The sequence below is a fragment of the Vreelandella sp. ssv genome (assembly GCF_059448525.1).
In genome coordinates, this window is sequence record NZ_CM182545.1 from 4,051,994 (window position 1) to 4,078,327 (window position 26,334).

Annotated in this window: 28 protein-coding genes; 10 read left to right on the plus strand and 18 right to left on the minus strand. The window is 54.8% G+C overall.

The annotated features are described in order from the left end of the window. Nucleotides 1-2 precede the first annotated feature (2 nt). From AC5TBW_RS18525 to AC5TBW_RS18535, 3 genes are all read right to left on the minus strand, one after another. Nucleotides 3-446: a DUF411 domain-containing protein gene (locus tag AC5TBW_RS18525; RefSeq protein WP_495509966.1), complete on the minus strand. Its 444-nt coding sequence runs from the start codon at nucleotides 444-446 to the stop codon at nucleotides 3-5. A 253-nt stretch (nucleotides 447-699) separates the two neighbouring features. Further along, nucleotides 700-2,097, minus strand: a complete 1,398-nt coding sequence (locus tag AC5TBW_RS18530; RefSeq protein ID WP_495509967.1) for an ATP-binding protein — start codon at nucleotides 2,095-2,097, stop codon at nucleotides 700-702. Next, entirely contained in the window at nucleotides 2,094-2,756 is a 663-nt protein-coding gene (locus tag AC5TBW_RS18535) for a response regulator (protein WP_495509968.1), read from the minus strand. The genes AC5TBW_RS18530 and AC5TBW_RS18535 overlap by 4 nt, the downstream gene beginning before the upstream one ends. 293 nt (nucleotides 2,757-3,049) lie before the next feature. Here AC5TBW_RS18535 and AC5TBW_RS18540 point away from each other — a divergent pair, with 293 nt between their 5' ends. Together AC5TBW_RS18540 and AC5TBW_RS18545 are read left to right on the plus strand one after the other, a co-directional pair. Beyond that, nucleotides 3,050-4,240, plus strand: coding sequence for a glycosyltransferase family 9 protein (locus AC5TBW_RS18540; protein ID WP_495509969.1), 1,191 nt, complete (start codon nucleotides 3,050-3,052; stop codon nucleotides 4,238-4,240). A 528-nt stretch (nucleotides 4,241-4,768) separates the two neighbouring features. Then, a complete protein-coding gene (locus tag AC5TBW_RS18545; RefSeq protein WP_495509970.1) occupies nucleotides 4,769-5,113 on the plus strand; it encodes a hypothetical protein in 345 nt (114 codons plus the stop codon). Nucleotides 5,114-5,446: 333 nt separating this feature from the next. Here the strand turns inward: AC5TBW_RS18545 and paoC are convergent, their stop codons facing one another. The 3 genes from paoC to AC5TBW_RS18560 are packed head-to-tail and all read right to left on the minus strand — an operon-like array spanning nucleotide 5,447 to nucleotide 9,141. Further along, a complete protein-coding gene (paoC, locus tag AC5TBW_RS18550; RefSeq protein WP_495509971.1) occupies nucleotides 5,447-7,630 on the minus strand; it encodes an aldehyde oxidoreductase molybdenum-binding subunit PaoC in 2,184 nt (727 codons plus the stop codon). Nucleotides 7,631-7,633: 3 nt separating this feature from the next. Continuing rightward, nucleotides 7,634-8,584, minus strand: a complete 951-nt coding sequence (locus tag AC5TBW_RS18555) for an FAD binding domain-containing protein (protein WP_495509972.1) — start codon at nucleotides 8,582-8,584, stop codon at nucleotides 7,634-7,636. Further along, nucleotides 8,581-9,141: a 2Fe-2S iron-sulfur cluster-binding protein gene (locus tag AC5TBW_RS18560; protein ID WP_495509973.1), complete on the minus strand. Its 561-nt coding sequence runs from the start codon at nucleotides 9,139-9,141 to the stop codon at nucleotides 8,581-8,583. Before AC5TBW_RS18560 ends, AC5TBW_RS18555 begins: the two co-directional genes overlap by 4 nt. A gap of 207 nt (nucleotides 9,142-9,348) precedes the next feature. Between AC5TBW_RS18560 and AC5TBW_RS18565 the strand changes: the two genes are divergently transcribed. Further along, complete coding sequence (locus AC5TBW_RS18565; RefSeq protein ID WP_495509974.1) at nucleotides 9,349-10,338, plus strand: XdhC family protein; 990 nt, start codon at nucleotides 9,349-9,351, stop codon at nucleotides 10,336-10,338. Then, nucleotides 10,328-10,939 carry a nucleotidyltransferase family protein gene (locus AC5TBW_RS18570; protein WP_495509975.1) on the plus strand — a complete coding sequence of 204 codons (612 nt, stop codon included), beginning with the start codon at nucleotides 10,328-10,330 and terminating at the stop codon, nucleotides 10,937-10,939. The genes AC5TBW_RS18565 and AC5TBW_RS18570 overlap by 11 nt, the downstream gene beginning before the upstream one ends. Nucleotides 10,940-10,980: 41 nt before the next feature. Here AC5TBW_RS18570 and AC5TBW_RS18575 read toward each other — a convergent pair whose 3' ends face one another. Next, nucleotides 10,981-11,361 (minus strand): DUF423 domain-containing protein, encoded by a 381-nt coding sequence (locus tag AC5TBW_RS18575; RefSeq protein WP_495509976.1) that lies wholly within the window; start codon nucleotides 11,359-11,361, stop codon nucleotides 10,981-10,983. 137 nt (nucleotides 11,362-11,498) lie between these two features. Between AC5TBW_RS18575 and thiS the strand changes: the two genes are divergently transcribed. The 3 genes from thiS to trmB are packed head-to-tail and all read left to right on the plus strand — an operon-like array spanning nucleotide 11,499 to nucleotide 13,305. Beyond that, nucleotides 11,499-11,705, plus strand: coding sequence for a sulfur carrier protein ThiS (thiS, locus tag AC5TBW_RS18580; protein ID WP_035555041.1), 207 nt, complete (start codon nucleotides 11,499-11,501; stop codon nucleotides 11,703-11,705). Between the two features lie 10 nt (nucleotides 11,706-11,715). Continuing rightward, nucleotides 11,716-12,525 (plus strand): thiazole synthase, encoded by an 810-nt coding sequence (locus AC5TBW_RS18585; RefSeq protein WP_495509977.1) that lies wholly within the window; start codon nucleotides 11,716-11,718, stop codon nucleotides 12,523-12,525. A 15-nt stretch (nucleotides 12,526-12,540) separates the two neighbouring features. Beyond that, complete coding sequence (trmB, locus tag AC5TBW_RS18590) at nucleotides 12,541-13,305, plus strand: tRNA (guanosine(46)-N7)-methyltransferase TrmB (protein ID WP_495509978.1); 765 nt, start codon at nucleotides 12,541-12,543, stop codon at nucleotides 13,303-13,305. A 96-nt stretch (nucleotides 13,306-13,401) separates the two neighbouring features. Here trmB and AC5TBW_RS18595 read toward each other — a convergent pair whose 3' ends face one another. Further along, nucleotides 13,402-14,394 carry a 2-hydroxyacid dehydrogenase gene (locus AC5TBW_RS18595; protein WP_495509979.1) on the minus strand — a complete coding sequence of 331 codons (993 nt, stop codon included), beginning with the start codon at nucleotides 14,392-14,394 and terminating at the stop codon, nucleotides 13,402-13,404. Between the two features lie 333 nt (nucleotides 14,395-14,727). After that, a complete protein-coding gene (locus AC5TBW_RS18600) occupies nucleotides 14,728-15,642 on the minus strand; it encodes an AEC family transporter (protein ID WP_495509980.1) in 915 nt (304 codons plus the stop codon). 106 nt (nucleotides 15,643-15,748) lie between these two features. Here AC5TBW_RS18600 and AC5TBW_RS18605 point away from each other — a divergent pair, with 106 nt between their 5' ends. Continuing rightward, nucleotides 15,749-16,252, plus strand: coding sequence for a hypothetical protein (locus AC5TBW_RS18605; RefSeq protein ID WP_495509981.1), 504 nt, complete (start codon nucleotides 15,749-15,751; stop codon nucleotides 16,250-16,252). A gap of 5 nt (nucleotides 16,253-16,257) precedes the next feature. Further along, complete coding sequence (locus tag AC5TBW_RS18610) at nucleotides 16,258-16,851, plus strand: SCO family protein (protein WP_495509982.1); 594 nt, start codon at nucleotides 16,258-16,260, stop codon at nucleotides 16,849-16,851. Nucleotides 16,852-16,873: 22 nt separating this feature from the next. Here AC5TBW_RS18610 and AC5TBW_RS18615 read toward each other — a convergent pair whose 3' ends face one another. The 7 genes from AC5TBW_RS18615 to AC5TBW_RS18645 form a co-directional block, all read right to left on the minus strand. After that, nucleotides 16,874-17,962, minus strand: coding sequence for an alpha/beta fold hydrolase (locus AC5TBW_RS18615; protein WP_495509983.1), 1,089 nt, complete (start codon nucleotides 17,960-17,962; stop codon nucleotides 16,874-16,876). 3 nt (nucleotides 17,963-17,965) lie between these two features. Then, nucleotides 17,966-18,646, minus strand: a complete 681-nt coding sequence (gene bamJ, locus AC5TBW_RS18620; RefSeq protein ID WP_495509984.1) for a BamJ family beta-barrel-assembly machinery protein — start codon at nucleotides 18,644-18,646, stop codon at nucleotides 17,966-17,968. Between the two features lie 132 nt (nucleotides 18,647-18,778). After that, entirely contained in the window at nucleotides 18,779-19,222 is a 444-nt protein-coding gene (locus tag AC5TBW_RS18625; RefSeq protein WP_240718368.1) for a universal stress protein, read from the minus strand. 21 nt (nucleotides 19,223-19,243) lie between these two features. After that, nucleotides 19,244-20,527: a TRAP transporter large permease gene (locus AC5TBW_RS18630; RefSeq protein WP_495509985.1), complete on the minus strand. Its 1,284-nt coding sequence runs from the start codon at nucleotides 20,525-20,527 to the stop codon at nucleotides 19,244-19,246. A 30-nt stretch (nucleotides 20,528-20,557) separates the two neighbouring features. After that, the gene (locus AC5TBW_RS18635; protein WP_495509986.1) at nucleotides 20,558-21,136 is read right to left on the minus strand and encodes a TRAP transporter small permease; all 579 of its coding nucleotides are present in this window, start codon (nucleotides 21,134-21,136) and stop codon (nucleotides 20,558-20,560) included. A gap of 237 nt (nucleotides 21,137-21,373) precedes the next feature. Continuing rightward, the gene (locus AC5TBW_RS18640) at nucleotides 21,374-22,420 is read right to left on the minus strand and encodes a TRAP transporter substrate-binding protein (RefSeq protein ID WP_495509987.1); all 1,047 of its coding nucleotides are present in this window, start codon (nucleotides 22,418-22,420) and stop codon (nucleotides 21,374-21,376) included. 205 nt (nucleotides 22,421-22,625) lie between these two features. After that, entirely contained in the window at nucleotides 22,626-23,213 is a 588-nt protein-coding gene (locus tag AC5TBW_RS18645; protein ID WP_495509988.1) for a TIGR02444 family protein, read from the minus strand. A gap of 30 nt (nucleotides 23,214-23,243) precedes the next feature. On the opposite strand from AC5TBW_RS18645, the gene AC5TBW_RS18650 reads away from it, so the two are divergent. Continuing rightward, entirely contained in the window at nucleotides 23,244-25,220 is a 1,977-nt protein-coding gene (locus tag AC5TBW_RS18650) for an ATP-binding cassette domain-containing protein (protein ID WP_495509989.1), read from the plus strand. On the opposite strand, the gene dtd is transcribed toward AC5TBW_RS18650, so the two are convergent. Further along, nucleotides 25,217-25,654 (minus strand): D-aminoacyl-tRNA deacylase, encoded by a 438-nt coding sequence (dtd, locus tag AC5TBW_RS18655; protein WP_495509990.1) that lies wholly within the window; start codon nucleotides 25,652-25,654, stop codon nucleotides 25,217-25,219. The two genes, AC5TBW_RS18650 and dtd, sit on opposite strands and share 4 nt — an antisense overlap. Before the next feature lie 65 nt (nucleotides 25,655-25,719). Beyond that, on the minus strand, nucleotides 25,720-26,289 hold the full coding sequence (locus AC5TBW_RS18660) for a chalcone isomerase family protein (RefSeq protein WP_495509991.1): 570 nt from the start codon (nucleotides 26,287-26,289) through the stop codon (nucleotides 25,720-25,722). Nucleotides 26,290-26,334: the final 45 nt, after the last annotated feature.

A 26,334-nucleotide genomic window follows, 5' to 3' on the forward strand; every position in this document is an offset into this window, starting at 1 on the left:
TGTCACGGCGCCAGTGTCATGAACGGCTCATCTTGCTGATCGCTAAACGCGTAGACGTTATAGGGCTCCTCCTGCGGCCCAGGCATGCCCGGCGTGCCAATGGGCATACCGGCCAAACCAATACCGTCAACATCAGGCTGTTGCTCAAATAGCGCCTGCACGGCCTCCATCGGAACATGGCCTTCGATCCAATACTCGCCCATCTCGATGGTATGGCACGCCCCCAAGCCATAGGGCACGCCCGCCTGCTGCTTGATATCACCCAGCTCTACATCATCAATAACCGTCACTTTTATACCGAGTTCTTCAAGATGGCGTGCGTAACCGTCACAGCAGCCGCACTGGGGGTTTTTGAACAACGTGGCTTCAGTGGGCAGTGCGGCCTGAGCTGTGGCAGCCCCTAACATCAAAGCACTCGACAACAACTTAGCGGTAAAACGTTTCATGAGTCGTCTCCTTAAAGGCGTGGCTAAACCAATAGTTGACGAGCTAGGCGATACCCAGCCCTATCAGTTATAAGCTCTATCAGTTATAAGCCCTATCAGTAAAAAAAGCTGGTGGCATTCGTTAACCTTTTATCTTACGGCCTATAGGTAGCCCCAAGGTCAAGCGGCGAAATGGACGCAAACCTGCCTTTTTGTCGCAGGTATAGAGGAAAATATAACCCACAGCTCTCACCTAATTCAGGTTGCTTGCTGCTTATTTTTTTCCCCACGTCACACTGACCGCTAGGCCATTGGGCGTGCGGTTGCTAAGCGTAAGCCGTGCGTCTTGACGCTGAGCCAACTCCGAGACAATCGACAAACCCAATCCGCTGCCAGTGGTTCCCTGACCAGACGCACGCCTAAAGCGCTCAGTGACTTTATCCAAAAGTGCCTCAGGGAGGCCGGGGCCAGTGTCTCTTACAATAAGCTGAGGCAAACCCTCCCAAAGCGCCAACTCCACCTCAATCCAGCCACCTTCCGGCGTATAGCGCAGGGCGTTATCCAGGAGGTTACGAAAGAGAATACCCACCTCGACTTCGTCGGCGCGAACCTCCAGCCGGGTTAAGCCTGTTAGCCTTAAGTGCTGACCTCGCTCTTCAGCGAGTGGCCACAGCTCGGCGACCAATTCAGCAATAATAGGATAGAGATCGATAGTGGCCGGTGAGGTTGTGGCGACTTGATCCAAACGAGCCAAAATAAGCAGTTGTTCTACCACCCGCTGAAGCCTATCGACACCTACATAAGCCTTTTGCAGTGAATGCTCACCCCCTGCCTGCGCGTTATCTAGGTGGATCCTCAGCGCGGCTAAGGGAGTACGTAATTCATGTGCTGCATCTGCAGTGAAACGCCTTTCGCGCTCTAACGTTTCTTTCAACCGGGCGATAAAGTCGTTTAGCGATTGGCGTAATCCATTAAGCTCTTGAGGAACCGGGTTATCGATTTTACGCAAGTCATGGGCTGAGCGGCCTTGTACCTGGCTGGAAAGCGCTTGGATGGGCGTAATACCCCGCCGAATAATAAGGCTCATCAGCCAAAGGAGGAGTGGCAGCAATAAAAGCATCGGCAATAAATTGTTCCAGGTGATGCGCTCCACCACTTCATCATGAAACGAACCTCGCAGCCCCATGCTGATCCAGGTATCGCTGGCAACGTCGAACATGCTGAACACCCGCCAACGATGACCATCGTAGCTTTCCCAGCGAAAACCCTCCTCTAAAGGTGCTGGGAAAGGGCCGACATCATTCCATTTGCCCCCTAACAGTCTGGGTGAGCCATCTGCATTCCAAAAACCCAGCACTAATTTCAGCTCTTCCTCGTGGTAAAGCTTGGGACCCGATTCAGAACGGCTCAAGGGCACTGCGATACCGTCACGATATAGCTGTGTCGGATGTCCAGGCAGGCCCATGCGCGAAGCGAGGCGAGCATAGTCGTCAATGGTCGCGTTTGGATCGAGCTGGCCAGCCACGATCCGGCTATGCAGACTGAGCTGGGTATCGAGAATTTCTTCCAGCTCGTGATCTGTAATTAAGTAGGCCGCGGTAAACGCCACTCCCCCGGCAACAATCATGGTAACGGCCAACGTGCGGAGTAGATAACGCCGTATCGATATCATTGCGCTTTGCTATCCAATCGGTAGCCAATCCCGCGCACGTTAATGATCAGATGCTTTTCAAGCTTTTTACGAAGATGATGAATGTGAACCTCCACCGCATTGGATTCAACCTCTTCGCCCCAGCCATAAAGCAGATTTTCCAAACGGGGGCGAGACAGCACTTTGTCGGGGTGCCTAGCTAGCTCTAGCAATAAGGCATACTCTCGCCTGCCCAAGGTGACTTCTTGGTTCCGCCAACTCACCGCATGGCGGGCCTCGTCAATACTCAGCGCTCCCAGTGTCAATATCTGCGACGCGCGCCCCTCAGCGCGTCGCATTACGACGCGCAAACGGGCGAGTAACTCCTGCAAGTTAAAAGGCTTGAGCACATAGTCATCAGCACCCGCATCTAAACCACCAATGCGATCTTCCATCGCATCACGAGCAGTCAAAATCAGAATAGGCAGAACGGATTGCTGACGCAGTAAATGCAGTACTTGCATACCGTCCATATCAGGCAGGCCAAGATCCAAAATAATCACACTGAAGGTCTCGCTACTGACAGCACTGATTGCTTCGCGCCCAAGCATAAACCAGTCGACCGTGTACCCCTCGCGTTCCAGCGCCGTTTTAATGCCATCCCCGAGCAAGGGATCATCCTCTATTAGCAGTGCGCGCATGCTGCTTCCTCAATCGACAAACCACCATCTTCGCTGCCAAGACTTAAGCCTTTCTTAAATATAAAGGCTCATATCACACAACAACCTCACCTGAAGTCAACCAACCAGTAACCCTACTTCCCAGTTTTGCAAACAGCTACGCCGTTTTAACTCTTCTTTAAGTTATTAGGCTCAAGCTACCTCTTACGCTATGGGCAAAGCCAAAGCAGCGCCTTCAATAGCGGTCATTTTGAAACTGCCCTGCCGCTACCGTGGGCAGATCATTGTCTATTAACTGAACAGAGCGCCAGAGTATGCATTTACTAACCCTCATTAGAACAAACTATTATTTAAAAATAATGGCCCGTTTTTTAGAAAAAAGAATGAAGCGATATTTACTGGAAGGCATACGTCATATCCTCAAAGCGCCTGCACCAGAAACCATTGACAGCCTTGTGGGCATAGAAAAAATTCTCATTATTCGCCCCAATTTTCGTCTGGGCAACGCACTCATCAGTACCCCTGTCATCGATGCTTTTCGTGAACGTTTTCCTGCCGCGCGCATAGATTATTTAGCGACTGATAAAACATTGCCACTGTTGCAGCAGCGTCCCGTTGATCATTTTCATTTACTGTCAAGAGCCGCCATTCTCCGTCCTTGGCAGTGCGTGACACTATTACGACGCTTACGAGCACAACGCTATGACCTAGCGGTACAAGTGAGTGGGGGGTCAACGAGCGGTTTTATAGTGACCCGGTTAATAAGGGCACGGTACAGCATGGGGTCACGTAAGGGTCACCAGCGCTGGTACAGCATTGAAGCTGAAGGGAAGTCATCACATGCTTATGATGCCATCGTTAATTTGACACGTCCGCTCGGTGTTGCCTGTCGTAATCGGCCACTGCTCCAGTTAACAGAGCAGGAACGCTACCGGGCAATGAAGGAAATACAACAGCTAGTTAGCCTTCATCGCGACCATCCATCGGAGACTAATTTTATTGCGATCTTCGTTGGCGGGCATCAAAACAAACGTTGGCCGTTGGCATTTTGGTTAATGCTCATCGATGCGATGGAAGCCCACAAATTACGCTATGTCGTATTTCTTGGACCGGAGGAGTTTAGGCTTCTGGCTCCTATTGAGCAGCGTTTGAGGTCATCGCTGTATGGCAGCTTATGCCCACCGCTTCCTATCCGTCACTTCGCCGCCGTTTTAGAGCGTGCGCGATTACTCGTGACCCCAGACTCAGGGCCAATGCACTTAGCGGCGGCACTCGATATCGCCACCATTTCCCTAGTACGCCAGAAAAAATCATTCGCTTTCGTACCACGAGAAGCCTATGACACCATTCTATGGCGCCCAGAGATCAGCACGGTAATAGAAGCCATACAAGCTAATCTTGAGGGTCGAGCCTCGACAACATCCGCTCATGCGGACGCGTTAGCAGATCATCCAAAACAGTGCGTAACATCTCCCCCCAGAGCCGCCCACACGTACGCCAGTTAATGAATGAAAGCGCATAACTATTCGTTAAGTTTTGCGCTTTATAGTGACCTGAACATTACGCTAGGCACGGATATTAAACGCATCTCCCGCGCCTCTATCAATGCAGTATCGAGTTTACAATCATGCTGGATAAATGAATCTGCCTTTAAACAAGAAGTGATGCTCTGCCTCACCCTCTACCCTTTTGTATTTTTTGTTCATGTCACTTCCGTGGAAAAACCACTGCTTTTTCGTCACGCACCCCACATGGAAAGACACCTGGATTACTCAAGATATTTTTTTAGAAAGTCGGTAAATAGTATTGCTTGGCTATGGGCTGCTTACGCCAAATCTCTGATAAGACCGTCTCGCACGATAAATTATTTCACAGCGTATTGGGTTTGCTTGTCGTAGCAACGGACGTTTACTAGCAGGCAGAAGAGATTAGCTAAGCGTGGAGACATCTCTCCAGAAGTTAAACACGTAAGTAATCGTTAAGTATTCGGTGGCAAGATCGATTCAACTTCACCCTGATTTAGGTGCATTGGAATGTCCATACCGTTCTTATTAAACAAAAAAATCGCTTCTGATAGCTGGATAGCGAGTGATGAAAAGGATTTCAGTTACTGGTATTGGCTACCATTTCGAGTATGCGTGATATTAACTATTCTTCTTACTTCTCTTATCACTTTATTTGAGATAGAAACAATTGAAATTATTATCGCCATACTCAGCATCGGGGTAAGTAGTATATCGCAGTCATTACGATTAAGCAGTGCAAGCAAAACCATGCACTTCTTCCTGAATTCTTTAAATAATGACTTTTTAGACACCCTGGACACGTTAGGTATGGCAGGCGCTGGTACTGTCGTTGCTTTATATCTTTTAGCCTGATAGCTCTTCTTCAGTCGATATTCACTAATTTGATCGACAGTGGAAAAAAATACCAACACTTGGCTTATAAATAATCCCAGTAAATACGTTTAGAGCCTTAATGAAGGCAAAATAGGCAGGTTGCCGTGGCATCATCAAGACACCTAGGTGCGCGGGCTTTCGATGCCGCTATGGATGTTATTGGTAGAAATAGCAAAACGGCAATGCAGCGGGCGAAATTAAAAGAGGCTTAGGGACCTTCAAACAATCCCTAAGCCTCTAAGCGTTCAAATGATTAGAGATGCTTTCGCCCCTCGGCATAGAGCTCAGACTAGCGGCCATATCCCCATGGTTTTACGCAGGCGGCAACTGCGCAATCATGCGATCTAGCGTCATCGGGTACTCACGGATCCGAATACCGGTAGCATTGTAGATCGCGTTGCCAATCGCGGCCGCTACGCCGCAGATACCCAGTTCCCCCACCCCTTTGGCTTTTAGGGGCGATGAAGCAGCATCAGTGGTATCCAAAAAGATGACCTCCTGCTCAGGAATATCCGCATGTACCGCCACTTCGTAGCCTGCTAGATCATGGTTGACGAAGAAGCCGCGCTCGGTATCCACGCTCATGCCCTCGGTCAAGGCAGCGCCAACGCCCATGGTCATGCCGCCAATCACCTGACTGCGCGCCGTGATGGGATTAAGAATGCGGCCTGCATCGCACACGGCCAGCATACGCCGCACGCGAGTTTCCCCGGTATAGGCATTCACGGCCACCTCGACAAAGTGCGCGCCGAAAGTGCCTATCTCCAGCTCGTCCTTGAAGTCGCCAAAGTGGATCGAATCCTCAGCCACTATCTCTTCGCCATCGGCTACGTCCGCCAGCGCCAAGTCTGTCTGCCCGGCGACGACACGGCCATTTTCAAAGCGCGCCTCGTCAACGTTCAGTCGTTTGGCGATCTGCTCCTGAAGCGCCACACAGGCAGCATAAACGCCAGCGGTGGCGCTTGTGGCACCAAACTGCCCGCCCGAGCCGGAGGAGGTCGGGTAGGCGCTATTGCCGAGGCGCACCTCTACGTCCTGCATCTCCATTCCCATGGTTTCTGCCGCCGTCTGGGTCAGAATGGTGTAGGAACCGGTACCGATATCGGTCATATCGGTTTCCACGATCAGGCGGCCGTTCTGCAAGCGCACCCGCGCGCCCGAGGTCAGGGTGGGCGAACCGCGATAGGCACCGGCCATACCGTGACCAATCAGCCACTGGCCGTCGCGTCGGCTGGCCGGTTTAAGGTTACGGTCAGCCCAGCCGAAGGTGTCGGCGCCCTTTCGCAGGCACTCCACAAAATGGCGGTCGCTGAAAGGCTTCGATGGCTCCTCGGGATTGACCTGGGTGTCGTTGAGAATCCTGAATTCCACCGGGTCCATGCCAAGCTTCTCCGCCATCTCGTCCATGGCGATCTCCAGTACTGCCAGCCCCGAGGCTTCACCAGGGGCACGCATATCCGCCGATTCGGGCAGGCCCATATCGATAGGATGGTGCGCCACGCGACGATTTTCCCCTGCGTAGAAGCAGCGGGTCTGGTTGACCGCATCTTCACCACTGCCGCCGGGCAGCGTATGGGAAACGGCGGTATGGTCGAAAGCGGTAATCTTGCCATCTGAATCGGCCGCGATGCGCAGGCGCTGAATGGTGCCAGAGCGGTGCGTGGCGTTGTTGAAGATCATCGGGCGTGGCAAGGCCACCTTGACCGGTCGCCCGGTCTCTCGCGAGCCAAGTGCCGCCAGCACCGCATCGGCGCGTAGCCATAGCTTGCCGCCAAAGCCGCCGCCCACATAAGGGCTTTCCAGCCGGATCCTATCGGCGTCGATATCGAAGGTGGTGGCGAGCGCCTGGCGCGTCCACTCGATCATCTGATTCGATGTCCATACCGTCATCTGCCCGCCATCCGACCAGTCCACGATAGAAGCGTGAGGCTCCATCATGGCGTGGCTTTGCGAGGCGGTGCGGTAGGTTTCATCCAGCGTGACCGGCGCAGCAGCAAACGCCGCATCCACATCACCTACGTTGGCCACCGGCTCGCCGGTGCTCTGCAGGCGCGTCCACGCATCTTCAAGATCAAACACGCCCTTCGCCTCCTCGTAGCGCACCTCGATCAATGACGCCGCACCACGCGCCTGCTCCAAGGTATCGGCGACCACCACCGCGATGGCCTGGTGGTAGTGCTCAACGGTGGCGCCGCCGAACAAGTGGGCCACGTTGCTGTCGGCACGCGCCAGCGGCTCAAGCTCCAGTGTGGTAATAACAGCCGCCACGCCGGGGGCAGCGCGGGCAGCCGAGGCATCCATATGGGTGATTTTCCCTCGCGCAATCGTTGCGCACACGGGGTATCCCACCAGTTGGTTGGCTGCCACGTCATGCCGCTCGTAAGCGTAGGGCGCGCGGCCGGTTACCTTGAGCAGACCGTCGATTCGCGCGTGGGGTTTGCCGATAATGCGGGCATGATCGAACAGGTTATCTTCCGTTGATTGATTGAAATCCATGGGTCACTCCTGAGCCAGCAGCGCGGCGAGCGTTCGTTCTGCTAGGGTAAGCTTGTAGGCGTTCTCTTGCGTCGGGCGGGCACCGTCCAGTAAGCGGGCCATGACAGCGGATGCGCCCTGTGGTAACGCCGCGTCGGCGTCATCACGGCGCCAGGGCTTGGGTGCCACCCCGCCCAGGGCAACGCGCCCCGTTCCATCGGAGGCTTGAATCAGCGCAACGGATACCAGCGCAAACGCATAGGAGGCCCGGTCGCGCACTTTGTAATAGGCATGACGGCCCTCGACAGGTGGCGGCAGCAGCACGGCGGTGATCATTTCACCGGCTTGCAGCGCGTTCTCTATCTCCGGGGTATCGCCGGGCAGTTGATAAAACTCATCCAGGGTCAGGCGGCGCGTTTCACCCGCTGACGTCACGGTTTCTATTTCGGCATCCAGCACGCGAAGAGCAACCGCCATATCAGAAGGGTGTGTGGCAATGCATGCATCGGATGTACCGATAATGCCCAACTGTCGCGTGGTGGCACCTTCACTGAGCGCGGCACAGCCAGCACCTGGCGAGCGCTTATTGCAAGGCATACCGGTGTCGTAAAAATAGGGGCAGCGCGTGCGCTGGAGCAGGTTGCCGCCAGTGGTCGCCTTGTTACGCAGCTGGCCGGAGGCACCCGACACCAGCGCCCGGCTCAAAACCGCATAGTCTTTACGGACCCGGGTATCCGCCGAGAGCGCGGTGTTGCTGACCAGCGCGCCAATGCGTAGTCCGCCCTCATCCGTCGGGGTAATCTCGTCAAGACCCGTGCCCCCTACGTCGATCAGGTGCTGGGGGATTTCGATCTCATGCTTCATCAGGTCCAGCAGGTTAGTACCGCCCGCAATAAACTTGGCGCCTGGCACTTCCGCCGCACGGGCTGCCGCCTGGGCCGGATCGCTGACGCGTTCATAGGAAAAGGCCTTCATGAGCGCGCCTCCGCAACCTGGTTGATGGCCTTGAGGATGTTGGCGTAGGCGCCGCAGCGGCAAAGATTGCCCGACATCCGCTCGCGAATTTCCGCATCGTTGATCTCAATCGGCGCATTCAGATCTTTGGTAACATGGCTGGGCAGTCCCGCCTGAATCTCGTCAAGCACCGCCTTGGCCGAGCAAATCTGTCCCGGCGTGCAGTAGCCGCACTGGAAAGCGTCATGATCGACAAAGGCTTGCTGCATAGGATCAAGATGATCGACCTCAGCCGCCCCTTCGATGGTCGAAATATCATCGCCTTCGTGCATGACCGCAAGGGACAAGCAGGCGTTGATGCGCTCGCCGTTCACCGACACCGTGCAGGCGCCACACTGGCCGTGGTCACAGCCCTTCTTGGTGCCCGTCAGCTTAAGATGCTCACGCAGGGCATCCAGCAGCGTTGTGCGGTTATCCAGGCTTAACGTATGCCGTTCGCCATTGACGGTTAGTGAAAATGTGCTGCTTTCGGGGTTCACGGTCTTGGGGTGTCTTTCGTCGTTATTAGAGGGGTTCATTGCTATATGCCTTCCTTGCGCGTTGCTTTCGCTTATTTAGTGCCATAAGGCCTTTAGCATAGTCACTATTCGGCCAGGCAGCCCAACTCTGTGTCCAAACCTTGTAAAACAAAACCTCTATAGGTGTCAGTTGCGCTACGCTATGACACGTCTATCCACGCAAGACAGGCAATGGATGCCGCTTGCTCACTATGGGAAACGTTTGAAATGCAACACTTGGACTTGCAGGTGATAGATCAAGCGCTTACCTGGTCCCAGGCGGGTGAAACGGTCTGGCTGTGCACGGTACTCGCCACGTTTGGCTCATCGCCCCGCGCACCCGGCGCCTGGATGGCGGTGACCAGCGATGGTAAGCACATGGGGTCGCTGTCCGGCGGCTGTGTGGAGGATGATTTCATCAAACGCCTAGCCGAGGGGAAGTTTGAAGAACCAGCGGTCGTTATACGCTACGGCGATGTAGACGATGCTCAGGGTGGGCATATCACGCTGCCCTGTGGCGGCATTCTGGAAGTGCTGGTTGAACGACTGCCTGCCACGCCGGATATACACGAGCACCTTGGCACGCTGAAGGCGACGCTTGAAGGACACCGCCAGTTGATGCGCCATGTCGATATTCACGCTGGCACCCGACACTTTACCGACGACACGACATTGGGGCCGCGCGTGGTCTGGCCCAGTGAAGAGGGCGCGCCGAACCGGCTAAAAATGCGACTCGCGCCCGCACGGCGGCTGATCATTGCCGGCATTTCGCCCGTTTCCAGCGCCTGCGCCTCGTTTGCTGTCACGTTAGGGTTCGAGGTGATTGTCTGCGACCCCGACGAAGCCGCCTGCCAGGCGTTTGATGTTCCAGGGGTCACGGTCAAGGCGCAACTGCCTTCCCTGTACATTGCCGGCAACGGCTGCCACGCGGCCACAGCCATTGTGGCGCTCACTCATGATCCACGTATTGACGACCTGGCGATGATGGAAGCGGTGCGTACACCTGCCTTCTATATAGGCGTCATGGGTTCAAAGCGCACATCCACTGCGCGCGCTGAGCGGCTGATTCGCTCAGGTGGGCTGACCGAAGAGCAAGTCGACCGACTGCATATGCCGATTGGTTTAGCACTTGGCAGCATGTCCCCAGCGGAAATTGCCCTCGCGATTATGGCGGATATCGTCAGAGTCCAATACGGAAAAGCACTCCATGAGCTCTAGCAAGCTCGTCGCCCTGGTGATGGCGGCTGGGTTCTCACGCCGATTTGGTGAGGATGACAAGCGCTGCGCGTCATTAACCGACGGACGCCCGCTGTTGGCAGCCTGTGTCGCGAATGCCGAGCAAGCCTTTCCTTTATTGCGCGTGGCGATCCGCGAAGAGGATGATGCGCCCCTGCTAGGCCTTGCAGAAAGCACGCCCTTGATTCGGCTTCATCAGGCGAATCAGGGGTTAGGGGCAAGCCTCGCCGAGGCGGTGGCCGCGCTTAGCCACGATGCCCGCCTGAATAGCGTCGAGGCAGTCGCGATTTTATTGGGCGATATGCCCTGGATTCAGCAGCAGACGCTGCTGTCGTTACAGCGGCTAGCCACTCGAGACACCATCGTGCGTCCCTGCCATGAAGGCACGCCTGGGCATCCGGTTATATTTGGGCGTACGCTTTGGCCCGCCCTTGCAACGCTAAATGGCCATGCGGGGGCCAAAGACATTATTCGCAATAACGCCTCGCACTACCGTGAGTATCACGTGCAGGATGTGGGTACGCTGATGGATATCGACGTGCCCGCTCACTTAGCGCCATCAAAACACGCGCCGCCGGACTGACGGCAACAACAGCCACGCGAATATTTGGCCTACCAAGATGCCTACTGCTTGGCTATCAGTGCGACGACAGCAAGCGCCAGCCACCCAGCCATTAACAAAACGCCGCCAATGGGCGTCACCATGCCGAGGCTTAGTCCCGCCAAGGCCACTAAGTAGAGCGAGCCGGAAAAGCACACAACTCCCAGTGCCCACAGCGCCAGCACCCAACGCTGTCCCGCCAGCGGATGTACTCGGCGCCACACCAGTACCATCATAATGGCTAGGGTGTGCCACGCCTGGTAACGCACGCCGGTTTCGACGGCACTCACCATGGCCTCGGTGGTGCGCGCCGCCAGGCCGTGTGCCGCATAGGCGCCCAGCATCACCATCATGGCGCCTGACAACGCCGCTATACACCACCACACTTTATCTGTTTGTTGCACACTGCTCTCCTGCTTCCATTTCCTGCTCTCAATTTCGCTACGCCCATCGCGATGATTATACCCACGGCGTACCTTGCGCGGCGCTAAACCGCTACAATAGAGAACGAACTGCCATGACGAATGAGACGCGCCCTATTATGTCTATACAGATACGTCTAAACGGTGAACCGCATACACTGTCCACCGGCCTAACCGCCGCCGACCTGGTGGAACAACTGGGTCTTAGTGGTCGTCGTATTGCCGTGGAAATTAACGAAGAGATTGTCCCCCGCAGCCAACACGCCGACACCCACTTGGCCGATGGCGACCACGTGGAAGTGGTTCACGCGATTGGCGGTGGCTAGAGGAAATACTATGACCCAATTAACGCATGAACCGCTAACTGATACGCCGCTCACCATTGCCGGACGCGATTTTCATTCGCGCCTGCTGGTAGGCACTGGCAAATACAAAGACTTTACCGAAACCGGCGCCGCCATTGCCCAGAGCGGCGCAGAGATCGTGACCTTTGCCGTGCGCCGTACCAACTTAGGCCAGGACGCTGGAGCGCCCAACTTACTGGACGTTATCTCGCCGGAGCGCTATACCCTGCTGCCCAACACCGCCGGCTGTTATACCGCTAAAGATGCCGTGCGCACCTGCCGGTTGGCCCGCGAGCTGCTCGACGGCCACAATCTGGTCAAGCTGGAAGTGCTCGGCGACGATCACACGCTTTACCCCAATGTGGTCGAGACGCTAAAAGCCGCTGAAACGCTGCTTGCTGACGGCTTTGACGTCATGGTGTACACCAGCGACGACCCTATTGTGGCACGCGAATTAGAAGCCATGGGCTGCTGCGCCATCATGCCGCTTGGCTCGTTGATTGGCTCGGGCCACGGTATTCAGAACCCACACAACGTGCGTTTGATCGTTGAACAGAGCAAGGTACCGGTATTAGTGGATGCAGGCATTGGTACGGCGTCAGACGCCGCCATGGCCATGGAACTAGGCTGCGACGGCGTGCTGCTCAATACCGCCATTGCCCACGCCCGCGAGCCGCTGCGCATGGCTAACGCCATGAAGCTGGCTGTCGAAGCCGGGCGCGATGCGTTTTTAGCCGGCCGCATGGCGCGTCGTCAATCCGCCGACCCTTCTTCACCTTTTGCTGGCCGTATTAACGGTTAATTGATTCGAGACCCCATGACTGAACCTAATACCCCTGTGCACCCAAGCAGCACCGACAGCAGTGCCACCACCGCCCCTGAAAGCCAGGACGCACCGCTGCACCGCCGCGGCATTAAAAGCTACGTGATCCGCGCGGGTCGTATGACCCAGGCGCAAAACCGGGGCCTGGAAGATATCTGGCCGCGTTTTGGCCTGACCATCGCCGATGGTCGTCAAGACCTGGACGCTCTGTTTGGCCGTCAGGCACCGCGGGTGGTAGAAATCGGCTTTGGCATGGGCAACTCGCTGATAGAACAGGCTGAAACCCATCCGGATACCGACTTTATCGGCATTGAAGTCCACGCCCCTGGCGTTGGAAAATTGCTCGATGAAGTCGATAAGCGGGGCCTCACCAACCTGCGCGTTTACCGCGAGGATGCCCTGGCAGTGCTCGAACAGTGCCTTCCTGAAGGCTCGCTGACCACGCTGCAGCTGTTCTTCCCCGACCCTTGGCCGAAGAAGAAGCACCACAAACGGCGTATCGTGCAGCCTGCCTTTGTTGAGCTGATCCGCACTCGCCTGATGCCCGGCGGCACTTTCCATATGGCGACAGACTGGGAAGCCTACGCGGAGTGGATGGCCGAGGTAATGGAAGCCGCGCCCGGCTACGCCAATACTGCCAGCGAAGAAACCACCCCGTATGTGCCACGCCCGGCCTTCCGCCCATTGACCAAGTTTGAAGCCCGCGGAGAAAAGCTAGGTCACGGCGTGTGGGATCTGATTTATCAGCGGGAAGGGTAAAGCGCTCGGCTTATTTAGCTCTGCTTATAGAGTGATCATCACTAGGCTCGCGACGGTCTGCATCAAACCGTCGCGGTGTTATTTGGACGAGACTTATCAAGCGACAGCTACCGTATGAATCTCTCCTTCTCCGCTTTCAAAAGCATCGATATTTGCCAGCGTGGTCTCGGCGATATTGGTTAGCGCTTCGGTCGTGAAAAACGCCTGATGGCCAGTGATCAGCACATTATGAAAGGTCGTTAGCCGCATAAACTGATCATCATCGATCACGCCGTGGGACAGGTCTTCGAAGAACAGCTTCTCTTCCTCTTCGTAGACATCCAACCCTAAGCGGCCGATTTTGCCGCTTTTCAGACCAGCGATGACCGCTTGGGTATCGACCACTCTTCCTCGACCGGTGTTGATAATCATCACGTCGTCCTTCATTTGCGCGATGGCCTCGGCATCAATCAAATGATTAGTCTCAGGCGTTAACGGGCAGTGCAGCGAAATGATGTCGGCGCTGGCATACAGCGTGGCTAGCGTTACGTATTCTAAAAACGGCTTTGCCTGCGGATTGGGGAAAGGATCGCTGGCCACTACCCGACAGCCAAAGCCATGCATGATATCGGCAAAGATCAAGCCAATTTGCCCGGTGCCTATCACGCCTACGGTTTTACCGTACAGATCAAAACCCAGCAGGCCGTCCAGGGCGAAGTTACCCTCACGCACGCGGTTATAGGCGCGATAGGTCATGCGGTTTAGGCTCAACACCAGGGCGACTGCGTGCTCTGCAACGGCATGGGGCGAATAGGCAGGCACCCGCACAACCGTCATGCCTAATCGGTCGGCAGCCGCTAGATCGACATGGTTAAAGCCCGCTGAACGCAGCGCCACTAAGCGTGTGCCGCCACCGTGCAGTTGCTCTAACACGGTGGCAACAAGGCAATCATTAACGAAGGCGCATACCCCGTCAAAGCCCTGGGCCAAGGGTGCGGTGTCTACCGTCAGGCGCGCATCGAAGAAGCTTAAGGAGTGTCGCTCTGCCGCATTGGCGCGGGTAAGAAAGGTACGATCATAGGGCTTGGCACTAAACACGGCGATGCGCATGGCTCAGTTCTCCGTAGGAACTTAACGTTGTCTCTGGGACAGCATAGGCGACAGGAGTAACTCGAGCAGCATCTATTCAGCGGGGCGAAGGCGCGCGGGCTTAATGTGAAGAAGCTAGAAAAAAGAAAGCCGCTCCAAGGGAGCGGCAAAAAAGACCGTGACTAGCAATGAGAGGGAGAAACCATGACAGTAAATTGGCGTTGATTCTTAAATCAACAGCTGTCTTGGTTGCCAACGTCTCATCAAACGCTGACAATCACACTATAATCATTCTCATTTACCTCGTCAATACAAATACGAATATTTTTTATTTAGCTTTTCCCAACCTTCTATTTAGCTAACCAACTGCAGCCAAAGGGGCAGCGTCAAAATTGCCAGCAGGGTTTGTCCGGTAATAATAGCCGCCATTAGTTCGGCATCGCCGCCAAGTTGGCGGGCTAAAATATAAGCAGAGGTTGCGGTAGGTAGGGCGGCAAACAGCAGCGCCACATCGCGACTAACAGGGTCAAGCTGCAACACCCAGGCCAAGAGCAGCACTAGCGCGGGCATGAATACCAGTTTTACGCTGTTAGTGGCCAGCACACCGCGGTCGACCCGTAACAGCGCTGCTGGACGCAGCGCCACACCAACAGCCACCAAACCTAGCGGTAAAGCCGCGCGACCCAGTAACTCCACGGTATCCTGACTCCAACCGGGTAAGCCGACCCCAGAGAGATTAAGGGCGATACCCGCAAGGCAGGCCAGAATTAGCGGATTTTTAATCAGCGCCATTGCGCTTTTAGCCACGCTAGCGCCGCCTAACGTGCCAGCGGCCACAAAGCTAGCCACACACATCACGTTCACCACCGGTACCATCAGTGCCACAGCGACTGCGGCCGTCGTCGCCCCCAGGCTGCCGTGTAGCGCAGCGGCGCCGGCAACGCCCACATAGGTATTAAAGCGTACCGCGCCTTGAAACACCGAGGTAAACGCCGCGGGCGTAAGTTGTAACCAGCTCCGAAAACGCCAGAGCAGTAAGCCAAACAATACCATTGCGCCTAGCAGCACCATCGCTAAACGGCCGACTGGCACCTGGCTCACATCGGCAGTCGCCAACGTTCCGACCAGCATGGCGGGAAACAGCACAAAATAGATTAGCCGCTCTATCTGCGGCCAGAAGATGTCGCTGGGCCAGCGCCAATAGCCGAGAACGCCGCCCAGTAAGATCAATAGAAACAGTGGGCCTAAAGCGCCGGTGATACTCTCCATTTGCGTCCCTTTTGCCTGCGACATCCCAGCACAGCGATATCGGCTCGATTACTGTTAACATGGCGATTACACCCCGCCTCACGGCTTGCGTAGCGATTATTCTGCCATGAAGATGATGTCAAAACCTGCACACCCGGCGGGCTTCCCCGTCTTAAGGGTACTGATACTGGTCACTGGTTTAGCGCTGGCTGCCTGTGCATGGTACGCCTTTGCCCATTGGCTGCACCGCGACAGTGATGTGACCTGGTTTCCGCCCGCTTCAAGCTGCAACCTACATGCAGCGCCTTGTTCTGCCACGTTAGGCGATAAGGGCCGCATTACCCTGTACATTCAAGCGGATGGACGGATTGATGCATTAGAGATATTACCACTGGAAGTCGAGGTCGATGGCGTCACTGCCACTCAGGTTGACGTCGACTTTATTGGTCGGGATATGGATTTGGGATTACACCGCTTTGCCCTTAGCGCTGGCGCGCCCGGCCATTTTAAAGGTCAAGGCCAAGTGGGAATTTGTACGCAAAGCGTTATGCCCTGGCGAGCGCGTGTCATACTGGACACCGCTGAGGGGAAAGTCGGCAGTTGGTTTGATTTTGACGTCATTCGGAGTTAACGCATATGGCCCGTAAACCGTTATGGCTGAGCGCTGGAGTCGCTGCAGTATTAATCGTGATCAGCGGCATCGGCCTCTATCAATACGCTTTAGCCCCCCACAATGATGACCCTGTGGGCGGACCAGTCGAAATGCCCTCTACCCAGGGTGATTTTTCGTTAACCCAATTGGATGACGATCAACTAGCCATCTTGTCGTTTGGGTATACGTACTGCCCCGATATATGTCCTATGACACAGTCGGTCAAACGCCAAGCGCTCGCCCAGCTCTCGGATGCACAGCGCGAGCGTGTAGTACCGGTGATGATTACCGTTGACCCTGAACGCGACACTATCGAGCGTATGCAGGAGTACATGGCCTTTTTTGGCGAAGAGTTCATCGGTGCAGTGGGCAGCCAGGAACAGCTAGAGGATGTTGCGTCGCGCTATGGCGTGATATGGCGAAAAGTCGAAGCGCCGGATTCAGCCATGGCATATACCATTGACCACAGCACCTCGCTTTTTTTAGTTAACCGCGAGGGCGAAATTCTTCAGCGAGTGCTCTACTCGCCAACGCCTCACGGTTTAGTCTCAGCGCTGGAGAGCGAGCTGGGCAGCTAATCACGGACAAAGGATGGACTGCTCACTCTGGCGATGCGCTCTCGGGAGCGGCTTGCAAACGATCCAGCATCGCCATTAACGCCCCTATTTGAGTCCCATTACGGGTATCGTGCTGGGGGCTTAGTTGCCACGTACTTTCAGCAAATCCCCACCAGTCCCAACAACCCTTCGGGTTCGCCATGCTGCTTTCTGCCTGGGGATAAAGCACAATTTGCTGGTGATCTGACGCCCAGGCGTTTAGCCCGGTGTAACGCACAAACGTCTCGCCAATCGCCTCTGCGTTCATTTGGCAGCCGTGAAGCGCTAGCGTTACCGGGCACTCGCCAGCCTTACAGCCTTCGGGAATAAAGACATAGCCCGTATCGGCGAAGCCTTTTACTGCGAACTCAGACTGATCAAAGGCGGTTAATTGAGCGCCTTGCTCGCCACCACTGCGTATCTCACGCTCAGGATAGAGCCAGTTCATCATCTCACCGGCGATATCTTCATCGCAGGACAGCACATAACTCCCTCCCCCCTGGCGACAATCACCCCACTCTTCTGGGCCAGGTGATGCATCGTTCGGTAGGCGTACCGGCCAGCCATGCCCAGCATTTTCGCTGCGCGCAACTCTCAACTGGTCGGGGGAAGCAAGCCAGTTCGTCCACTGCTCAGCGAGAAGGTCGCCTAGCAGCGGTTCAACCACCTCATCCTCTTCACCGTGCCACAAATAGGTTCGAAGCTGGCTAAGGGCTTCTGTGCTGCCGACCTGTTCAAGCGCTCTATAGCGATCATAACGCCCCTCCAATTCATCTAATGAAGGTGCACCGCGGCGAGTCATCATGCATTGATTCAGCGCCAAACTCAGCGAGCCTTGTGCACAGCTCCAAGGCCCAGCCGCCAGCACCCCAAGACCACTAAACCGCTCAGGCCAAGCTACCACAAGCTGCGTCGCCATATAGCCGCCTGACGACACGCCTACAACGCTTGCTTGCTCTGGAGCAGCGCCCAAGGCAGGTAAATCCTCGGGCTCGCTGTCCGTTTCGGCTTGCGCGATAAGCGGCATACATACGCCAACACAAAACAGCGCGTAAGCAAGCTTGTGCATCAAGTAGGGAGGCGCTAATGACATCGCTTATTCGATGCCTAACAATTCAACACGGAACGTCAGCACTTCATTAGGACCGATAGGCCCTTGACCATTTTCGCCGTAAGCAATGTCAGCGGGGATATATAACATCCAGCTATCGCCAACGCTCATCATCTGTAGCGCTTCCTGCCAACCTTCAATCACTTGGTTAGTCTGAAAACTGACCGATTCGCCACGCTCAAAAGAGCTATCGAATACGGTGCCGTCTAACAGCATGCCTTCGTAGTTCACTTCGACGGTGTCCTCAGGGCCCGGTGTCGCGCCATCGCCCGACTCAAGCACTTCATACTGAAGGCCAGACTCCGTTACGGTAACTTCTTCGCGTTCAGCGTTCTCAGCGAGGAAAGCTTCACCCTCTTCGAGATTGTTCTGAGCGATTTCCTCAGCTTCCGCTGCCCGCGCTTGCATTGATTGCTCTTGGAAGGCCATGAGCGCCTGCGTCATCTCTTCTTCTGTCAACGCCAAGTCATTGCCTTCAAAAACATCGCTCATGCCGTCGTTAAACGCATCTAAGTCGAGGTCTTCGATGTCCGCCTGCATGCTTTCACCCAGGGTGACACCCAGGCTATACGCTAATCGCTGTTCATCTGTTTCTGGCGCTGCCGCTGCAAAAGGGGCAACCAATAGCAAACCTGTCAGAGCCGTTGTAGAAAGTAGTAATTTCATGAAACATCCTTTTTATCGCGGCGCCGAACGCCAATCAGTATCACTTAAAGACTAACACCCACCGCCCCGAGCTGCATCTTTGGGGTGGTGGGTGCTAATAAGACCACAAAATAAGAAAGAGGTTTAGCAGATTTAGACGACCAGCGTGGGGCAGTGAGCCGCGCCAGCAACGCGCTGAGAGACACTACCTAGCAGCGGATTCTTTTCGCCGTTGGTACCCTGGGCGCCGATCACGATGAGATCGCACTCCCGCTTACGGGCAAAGCGCACAATAATCCGCGAGGGGCGCCCGCCTTTCACAAAGGCGCGCACGCGGGAGCCATCGGCCCCCAGCTCAATGGCATGGGACTTTGCATGCACCGCTATCTCGGTGGCGTACTCCTTTAACGCATCGTCAGGAATATCCAACTGATTGGGCCTCACCATGGAGAGCGAGGCTTCCAACAGGCTGTGGTGTTTGAACACACACAGCAGATAAAGCTCGGCGCCCGTTAGCATATGCAAACCCACCGCCTTCTCCAGCGCCCTCAAGGCGCCTTTCGAGCCATCCACCGGGACTAATATGCGATTAAACATTCGCGTACTCCTTGTGGCTGTTTAGCGGAAGGCGACATCGCGCAGGAACAGCGCAATTTGCGGGAACATGATCAATAGGGCGGCCGCTAAAATCAGCATGAAAATAAACGGCGGTGTTCCTTTGATGACATCCCAATAGGGGCGCTTGAAAATCGCAATCGCGGTAAAAATATCGCACCCAAAGGGGGGCGTTGCCGAACCTATCGCCACCTGCAAAGTTATCAAAATACCCACCAGCACGGGGTCTAAGCCTGTTGCGGCAATGGCTGGTGCGAAAATCGGTGTTAGCACCAGGATGACCACAATAGGGTCAACGAACATGCACGCCACAAAGAAGGAGATACAGATAGCTATTAGCACGCCCGTCGGCCCAGCATCATTGACCCCCACGCTCTCCAAGATCATCTGTGGAATCTGAGCAAACGAAATAATCCACGAGAAACCATTGCCGACGGCCACCAGAATAAATACCACCGCGGTGATCAAGCCGGTTGATTTTGCAATGGCATAAATGTCGTGCATTTTGAGCGAGCGGAAGACCACAAATTCTAGCAAAACGGCATACAGCACACAGGCCGCAGCGGCTTCTGTAGGGCTGAAGATACCGCCATAAATACCACCGACAATAATCACCGGGAAACCGAGCGGCCACAGCGCTTGCTGTACAGCCACGGCACGCTGTTTCCAACTTGATTTGGGTTCGGTGGGTACGTCTTTTACGATGGCGTAAATAATACTGTAAGCCGAAAACATCACTAGGATCATTAAGCCAGGACCAATCCCAGCAATAAACAGCTCACCGATTGATGTACCCGAGATAACCCCATAAATAATCATGCCGATACTGGGGGGAATCAAAAACGCGATGTCGCTGGCATTAATGATCAGTGCGAGGGTAAAAGAGTCAGAATAGCCCGCTTTGAGCATTTTGGGGCGCAATGGTGAACCCACGGCCACTACCGTTGCCTGGGTAGAGCCCGACACTGCGCCGAACAGCGTACATGACGCTGCGGTGCTCACCGCCAAACCACCTTTGATATGACCGATAAACGACATCACCATATCAATTAAGCGGTTCGCGGATTGCCCGCGGGTCATGATGTCGGCAGCAAGAATAAACATCGGCACGGCAATCAGTGAAGCAGGTCGTATCCCCGCCATCATCTGCTGGATAAGCGTATCCATCTGACCGAAGCCGTTAAACATCATGTAGAAGCCAATTACCGCAGCGGTAATCAACGGGATCATCATAGGAAAGCCCAGCAACAGCAGGGCAATCATGGTGGAGACCATTATTGTCGTCATAGCTATTCCCCTAGAGTGCAGTGCCTTGCATCAGACTTCAGTTTCGGTGTCTTTGTAACCATCCACCACACCCGTCGAGAGATACACATCGTGAGAGGTGAAGTTTTTAACGGCAGTCAGCAGGTATTGAATACCGGTAATCAAAAAGCCGATCGGTACCCAAATATAGATAATCCAGATCGGTAAGCCCATGGAAGGCAGTACACGCCCTTTGCTATATAGATCGAGGATATAAACAACCGAATAGTAGAGCAGAAAAAACATCACTAGCGATGTGAACAGCGCAATGCAGATCATTAGCACTCTGCGCCCACCTACCGGCAGCGCATCGTAGATAGCCGACATGCGAATATGGCGACCATGACGGGCTGCATAGCCTATACCCGCAAAGGTAATCATGATAATCAAAATCCGGTTTAACTCACCGGAAAACATGATGCTATTGCCAAATACAAAACGGGCGACGACGTTGGTGACCGTATTCAGCGCCATTAGCAAAACGCCCATCGCCAGGATCACGGCTTCCATTTTGCTAATTGCAGTGTCGATCACACCCAATACTCCCGGCAAGCCGGAGCGATAACTCTTTTCCATCTCTTCATCGGTCATGGCCGGACTCCTTTCTAACGGCTCTAACGGCATCAGTTATATGCCTAGGCACAGTGAATATAGCGTAACGGCATGCCGCCGCGGGTGGTTCAACGCTAGATGTACGTAACCTAACGGCAACATTGTTAAAACCTAAGGCAAATAACCAACCATTAGCGCCTTAGCACAAAAAAAGGGCAGCCTTGGCTGCCCCCCCCTTGGGTAATCTCCCACTAGCCTTCAAGGCCTGAAGGATGATTACTCGTTGCTTACGGCTTCAAGGTCGGCTTTAAACTGCTCAAGCAGCTTTTTACCATCTTCACCGGTCATTTCCAGGAAGGCTTCTTCAACCTGAGGAGCGCGGTCACGGAACGCTTGAATTTGCTCTTCATTCAGACGCGTTACGGTCACTTCATCAGACGCTTCCTGAATTTTCGCTAACGACTCTTCAGCCAACCCTTGGATATGTTCAATAGTGTGGTCGTAAGCCGCTTGTGAGGCTTCTTGAACCAGGGTCTGATCTTCTTCAGATAGGTCTGAATAGAAGTCCTGGTTCGCCATCATCGCGGTAGTGAACCAGCCGTGACCAGTAAACGTTAGGTGCGGAGACACCTCATACAAACCACCGGACTCAATCCAGAAAATCGGGTTCTCTTGGCCATCAATAATACCGGTCTGCAGACCGCCATATACTTCGCCCCACGGAAGCGGCGTTGGCGTCGCACCAAAGGCGTCGTAAGTCTCCGTTAGTAGCGGATTAGTCATGGTGCGGATTTTCTTGTTATCCAGCCCTTCCGGCGAAGAGAACGGCTCATTGGTCGTAATGACCATTTCGCCTTCTGGATACATTTTCAGCAGCTCAAGGCCTTGCTCGGCATAAAGCTCCGGAAAAATTTCATTAATCGCATCACTTTCCTCGAAGAACGTTAGTACGGTCTCTTCATCGGTCGGCAGCAGGTAAGGAATGAAAAAAATTTGCGCTTCAGGAATCAGTGCACCGGTAAACCCGGGCGACTGGTTCACAAACTGCAGAATACCGTTCTGCGTCTGCTCCATAATATCGTCAGACTCGCCCAGCTCGCCAAAGCGGTAAACCTGAACCGTGTGATCGGAATTCTCTTCGATATACTCTTTAAAAGCATAGGCAAAGACATCCTGTACGTCGCCTTCGTACTCTTCATGAGCGTAACGCCAGTTATCCGCTTGCGCGACAGCCGTCATGCCCATCAATAGTGCGCCCACGCTTGCCGTTGCGACTAATTTGGTGGTTACAGAACGATTAAATACGGGTTTGCTTGCCTTCATACGGTGTTCCCCTTGCAGTGGTAAGCGCGCTATACAAGTGCGCAAGAAGCTAGATAATCCACGCGTATCTCAACACGACACTGTTATACGCTATTCAACTCAACGTCCACTAACAGACACGTTCTCTAACAGACAATGGCACTCCTCTTATTGTGTGCTAGCCAGTGAATAACGCTAGGTATTTTAAAATCAGCTTAAATTCAGGCTAGCGCGCTCCTTGATGAGGGTCAAGCTGGCAAGTAAGCGTTTGTAGCGCCAGACACAGTGCTGATGGTTGCTGTAAGTCACGATCTGACTGCATGTCTGTTTTGCTTAAAAAAAGCTGTTTTCGCAGCCATTTAGCCGGATCTTGCGACATTTCGACGATGTTAGTCACACGCCGTTCATCGTTTTGCACTTCCAAAGCCCACGCTTGCCAACGTTGAAGGTTCTCACGTTCGGACATGAGTTCGGCCTGCTTAATTATTTCGCGCAGTGCTGTCACGGACTCGCTTGACGCGGCCGAGTCTTTTAAAGCACGACGTAACCCCCGCAACACTTCCGTCACGCTACTCTGCCATCGACGACGCTGGTCACGCTGGCGAGCGACCGCCGTGGACAGGGCTTCCAGGCCGCACGAGTATAGCCAGCAATGGAGCAACAGCTCGCAAACGTCGATCCCGGCCTCCTCTTGCAGCGTTAGGCAAGCTGTCTCAACTCCAGGCTTGGCGTAAAGCGCCAGGGCAAAATCCCACAACGGTATCTGCTGTAAGCGCTGCAATCGGGTAGAATCGAGTGCATTAGTCTCTAGCATCGTATGACCCACTTATTTTCGGGAGAAAGCATGATTGCACTGCGCCAAGTCGCCCTGCAACGCGGCACGCAAACGCTACTCGACAATGCAGACGTTACCCTGAATAACGGGGTCAAGGCTGGCATTATCGGGGCAAACGGCGCCGGCAAATCGAGTTTGTTCAAACTACTGCTGGGCGAAATCGCTCCCGATCAGGGTGATGTCGAGATGAGCGGCGGCCAGCGTATCGCGCATATGGCCCAGGAAGTTGACGCTCTAGATCGCCCCATTATTGAGTATGTACTTGATGGCGATGTTGCACTACGCCAAGCAGAGGCCGACTTGCTGGCCGCCCGCGAAGCCGGTGAAGCCCATCGCGAAGCCGAACTGCACGGATTGATCGAAACCCTGGATGGCTACCGTGCGGAATCGCGAGCAGCGCAACTGCTGGTTGGACTGGGCTTTGTGCAGACCGACCTCAGCCGCCCACTCTCGGCGTTTTCCGGCGGCTGGCGGATGCGGGTCAACCTCGCCCGTACGCTGTTTATGCCTTCTGATCTTCTGCTACTGGATGAGCCCACCAACCACCTGGATCTGGACGCCCTGCTGTGGCTGGAGCAATGGCTGACCCGCTACCCTGGCACGCTGTTGCTGATTTCCCACGACCGCGATTTTTTGGATGCCGTATGTGACCACATCGTGCACATGCATCACCAAACGCTGGAGCTTTACCGCGGCAATTACTCCCAGTTTGAGCGCACCCGCGCCGAAAAGCTCGCTCTTCAGCAGGCTGAAGCCGCCAAGCAACAGGCCCGCAGGGAAGAGATCGAGCGCTTTATTGCACGCTTTAAAGCACAAGCGACCAAGGCGAAACAGGCGCAAAGCCGAGTCAAAATGCTTGAGCGCATGGAAGATATCGCCGTCGCCCATGTGGACTCCCCTTTCCACTTCACGCTGCCTGCCGCCGATAAAACCTCGCACCCGCTGCTAGTGCTGGATCAGGCGCAGCTAGGTTACCGCGGTAAAAAGGGCGACGGAAGTGACGACAACATTCAGTTGGACAAGGTCAACGTTACCTTGCTGCCCGGCAGCCGCATTGGCCTGTTAGGTCCCAACGGCGCAGGTAAATCGACGCTCATTAAATCACTCACCGGCGAGCTTGAGCTACTTAATGGCAAGCGCGTGCCCGGCGAGCATTTGGCGATTGGCTACTTTGCTCAGCATCAGCTTGAGAGCCTGGACGTTTCATCGACGCCCTTTGTGCATGTGCAGCGCCTCTCACCCACCGCCAGCGATCAGGATATCCGCAATTTCCTGGGCGGTTTTGGTTTTAAGGGCGACGACGCCTTCGGCAAAGTTGCCAACTACTCGGGTGGCGAAAAAGCCCGCCTGGCGCTGGCGCTGGTCGCTTGGCAAAAACCCAACCTGCTACTGCTCGATGAGCCGACCAACCACCTGGACTTAGAGATGCGCGAGGCGCTGACCCAGGCACTGGCAAGCTTTGAAGGCACGGTGATTCTGGTTTCTCACGACCGTCACTTGCTGCGCGCCACGGTCGATGAGTTTTGGCGGGTAGCGGATCACCGCGTCGAGCCTTTCGACGGCGATTTAGAAGATTACCGCGTTTGGCTTAAAGCGCGCCTGGAAGAGAGCCGTCGGGATTCCCGCGGTGAAAAAGCCGAGCGCCAGAACCAACAGCCCAGCGGCGACAGCCGTGAAGCGCGCAAAGCATCACGTAAAGCGGCCGCCGAGCTGCGCGAAAAACTGCGCCCGCTTAAAAAGCAGCGTGACCAAGCAGAAAAAGCCATGGAAAAGGCCCAGCAGGAACTTGATAAGGTAGAACAAGTGCTGGCAGACCCCGCGCTCTACACCGACAGCGCTCGCAAAGCCGAACTGACCAAGACGCTTAGTCAGCAAGCGGAGATTAAAGCACGTCTGGACGAGTCAGAGCGGCAGTGGCTCAGCGCTGAAGAGGCGTTGGAAACAATGGAAGCCGAGCTGCTCGCCAGCGAAGAGACGGCCAGCTAGCTTTCGAGCAAAAACGTTACCGGGCCATCGTTGATTAGCGCCACCTGCATATCAGCGCCAAACTCACCGGTGGCGACATGCGGCCAAGCATTGCGCGCCTTGGCAACCAGCAAGTTAAACAGCTCTTCACCCTGGGCGGGTGGAGCGGCGCTTGAGAAGCTGGGCCTAAGACCTTTGCGGGTATCCGCCGCCAGGGTGAACTGAGACACAAGCAGCAAGCCTCCGTTCGCCTGCTGCAGGTTGTGATTCATTTTGCCGTCGGCGTCGCTGAATACCCGGTAGTGGAGCAATTTATGCAGCAGCTTCTCAACAGCCACTGCATTATCCTGCTTCTCCACGCCTACCAGCGCCAGTAGCCCGTGATCAATACTGCCTACGACCTCGCTTTCCACTTCTACACTCGCACGCTTCACTCGTTGAATTAGTGCCTTCAAAACGCCTCTCCCCAGCAAAGAAACGATTATTGTAACCGTCGCTCATTGGCTTTTCCTTTACCTAGTCAGTTTCTCCCGAGTAGCGCATCGCGAAAGTCGTTGTCCAGTGGGCGCTCACCGAGCCAAATACTAAACATCGCGCTGGCAAACTCGGTACTCTCCTCTTCAAACAGCACTTCACCATTGAGCGCAAGGCGCAGCTGCTCGCCGTTCCAGCTAAGCAGGTAGCGGTCACCGGGAACGACGTCGCGATAGCGTTGATTTAGGCGCGCAAGAGGTTCTTCGATCTGGGTAAATTCATACAGCGTGAGAGTGTCTTGCAGCGTTTTTTCCGTCGCTTCGGCAAAATCGCTAGCTTCGATTGCATGAAAGTAAGCAAGCTCCAGGCGGCGTGGAATGTCACCTAACGGCTGTGGCTGGGTTTCACCTTCAAGCTGATAATATGCCCCCGCGTAGGCCGTCCAGATCATGTAACGGAATACGCCACTGCCAATCAACGTATAGCGTTGGCCTTCCTCTGCTACGCTGCGTTCAAATGACTCACCGTTTTCTGACACACTACTGGCCATCACCCCAGGCGACAGCATTAACCCCACTAACATCAGAGTAATTTGGGCGGAAATTGGCGTGGACATAAAACCTCCTCAAGGCAGCATTACTATACACAGCAATACACCCAA

Bases quoted from the DNA above. Each gene is read 5' to 3' on its own strand.
- AC5TBW_RS18525 (WP_495509966.1), bottom strand. From the start codon at position 446: ATGAAACGTTTTACCGCTAAGTTGTTGTCGAGTGCTTTGATGTTAGGG.
- AC5TBW_RS18530 (WP_495509967.1), bottom strand. From the start codon at position 2,097: ATGATATCGATACGGCGTTATCTACTCCGCACGTTGGCCGTTACCATG.
- AC5TBW_RS18535 (WP_495509968.1), bottom strand. From the start codon at position 2,756: ATGCGCGCACTGCTAATAGAGGATGATCCCTTGCTCGGGGATGGCATT.
- AC5TBW_RS18540 (WP_495509969.1), top strand. From the start codon at position 3,050: ATGCATTTACTAACCCTCATTAGAACAAACTATTATTTAAAAATAATG.
- AC5TBW_RS18545 (WP_495509970.1), top strand. From the start codon at position 4,769: ATGTCCATACCGTTCTTATTAAACAAAAAAATCGCTTCTGATAGCTGG.
- paoC (WP_495509971.1), bottom strand. From the start codon at position 7,630: ATGGATTTCAATCAATCAACGGAAGATAACCTGTTCGATCATGCCCGC.
- AC5TBW_RS18555 (WP_495509972.1), bottom strand. From the start codon at position 8,584: ATGAAGGCCTTTTCCTATGAACGCGTCAGCGATCCGGCCCAGGCGGCA.
- AC5TBW_RS18560 (WP_495509973.1), bottom strand. From the start codon at position 9,141: ATGAACCCCTCTAATAACGACGAAAGACACCCCAAGACCGTGAACCCC.
- AC5TBW_RS18565 (WP_495509974.1), top strand. From the start codon at position 9,349: ATGCAACACTTGGACTTGCAGGTGATAGATCAAGCGCTTACCTGGTCC.
- AC5TBW_RS18570 (WP_495509975.1), top strand. From the start codon at position 10,328: ATGAGCTCTAGCAAGCTCGTCGCCCTGGTGATGGCGGCTGGGTTCTCA.
- thiS (WP_035555041.1), top strand. From the start codon at position 11,499: ATGTCTATACAGATACGTCTAAACGGTGAACCGCATACACTGTCCACC.
- AC5TBW_RS18585 (WP_495509977.1), top strand. From the start codon at position 11,716: ATGACCCAATTAACGCATGAACCGCTAACTGATACGCCGCTCACCATT.
- trmB (WP_495509978.1), top strand. From the start codon at position 12,541: ATGACTGAACCTAATACCCCTGTGCACCCAAGCAGCACCGACAGCAGT.
- AC5TBW_RS18595 (WP_495509979.1), bottom strand. From the start codon at position 14,394: ATGCGCATCGCCGTGTTTAGTGCCAAGCCCTATGATCGTACCTTTCTT.
- AC5TBW_RS18600 (WP_495509980.1), bottom strand. From the start codon at position 15,642: ATGGAGAGTATCACCGGCGCTTTAGGCCCACTGTTTCTATTGATCTTA.
- AC5TBW_RS18605 (WP_495509981.1), top strand. From the start codon at position 15,749: ATGAAGATGATGTCAAAACCTGCACACCCGGCGGGCTTCCCCGTCTTA.
- AC5TBW_RS18610 (WP_495509982.1), top strand. From the start codon at position 16,258: ATGGCCCGTAAACCGTTATGGCTGAGCGCTGGAGTCGCTGCAGTATTA.
- AC5TBW_RS18615 (WP_495509983.1), bottom strand. From the start codon at position 17,962: ATGTCATTAGCGCCTCCCTACTTGATGCACAAGCTTGCTTACGCGCTG.
- bamJ (WP_495509984.1), bottom strand. From the start codon at position 18,646: ATGAAATTACTACTTTCTACAACGGCTCTGACAGGTTTGCTATTGGTT.
- AC5TBW_RS18625 (WP_240718368.1), bottom strand. From the start codon at position 19,222: ATGTTTAATCGCATATTAGTCCCGGTGGATGGCTCGAAAGGCGCCTTG.
- AC5TBW_RS18630 (WP_495509985.1), bottom strand. From the start codon at position 20,527: ATGACGACAATAATGGTCTCCACCATGATTGCCCTGCTGTTGCTGGGC.
- AC5TBW_RS18635 (WP_495509986.1), bottom strand. From the start codon at position 21,136: ATGACCGATGAAGAGATGGAAAAGAGTTATCGCTCCGGCTTGCCGGGA.
- AC5TBW_RS18640 (WP_495509987.1), bottom strand. From the start codon at position 22,420: ATGAAGGCAAGCAAACCCGTATTTAATCGTTCTGTAACCACCAAATTA.
- AC5TBW_RS18645 (WP_495509988.1), bottom strand. From the start codon at position 23,213: ATGCTAGAGACTAATGCACTCGATTCTACCCGATTGCAGCGCTTACAG.
- AC5TBW_RS18650 (WP_495509989.1), top strand. From the start codon at position 23,244: ATGATTGCACTGCGCCAAGTCGCCCTGCAACGCGGCACGCAAACGCTA.
- AC5TBW_RS18660 (WP_495509991.1), bottom strand. From the start codon at position 26,289: ATGTCCACGCCAATTTCCGCCCAAATTACTCTGATGTTAGTGGGGTTA.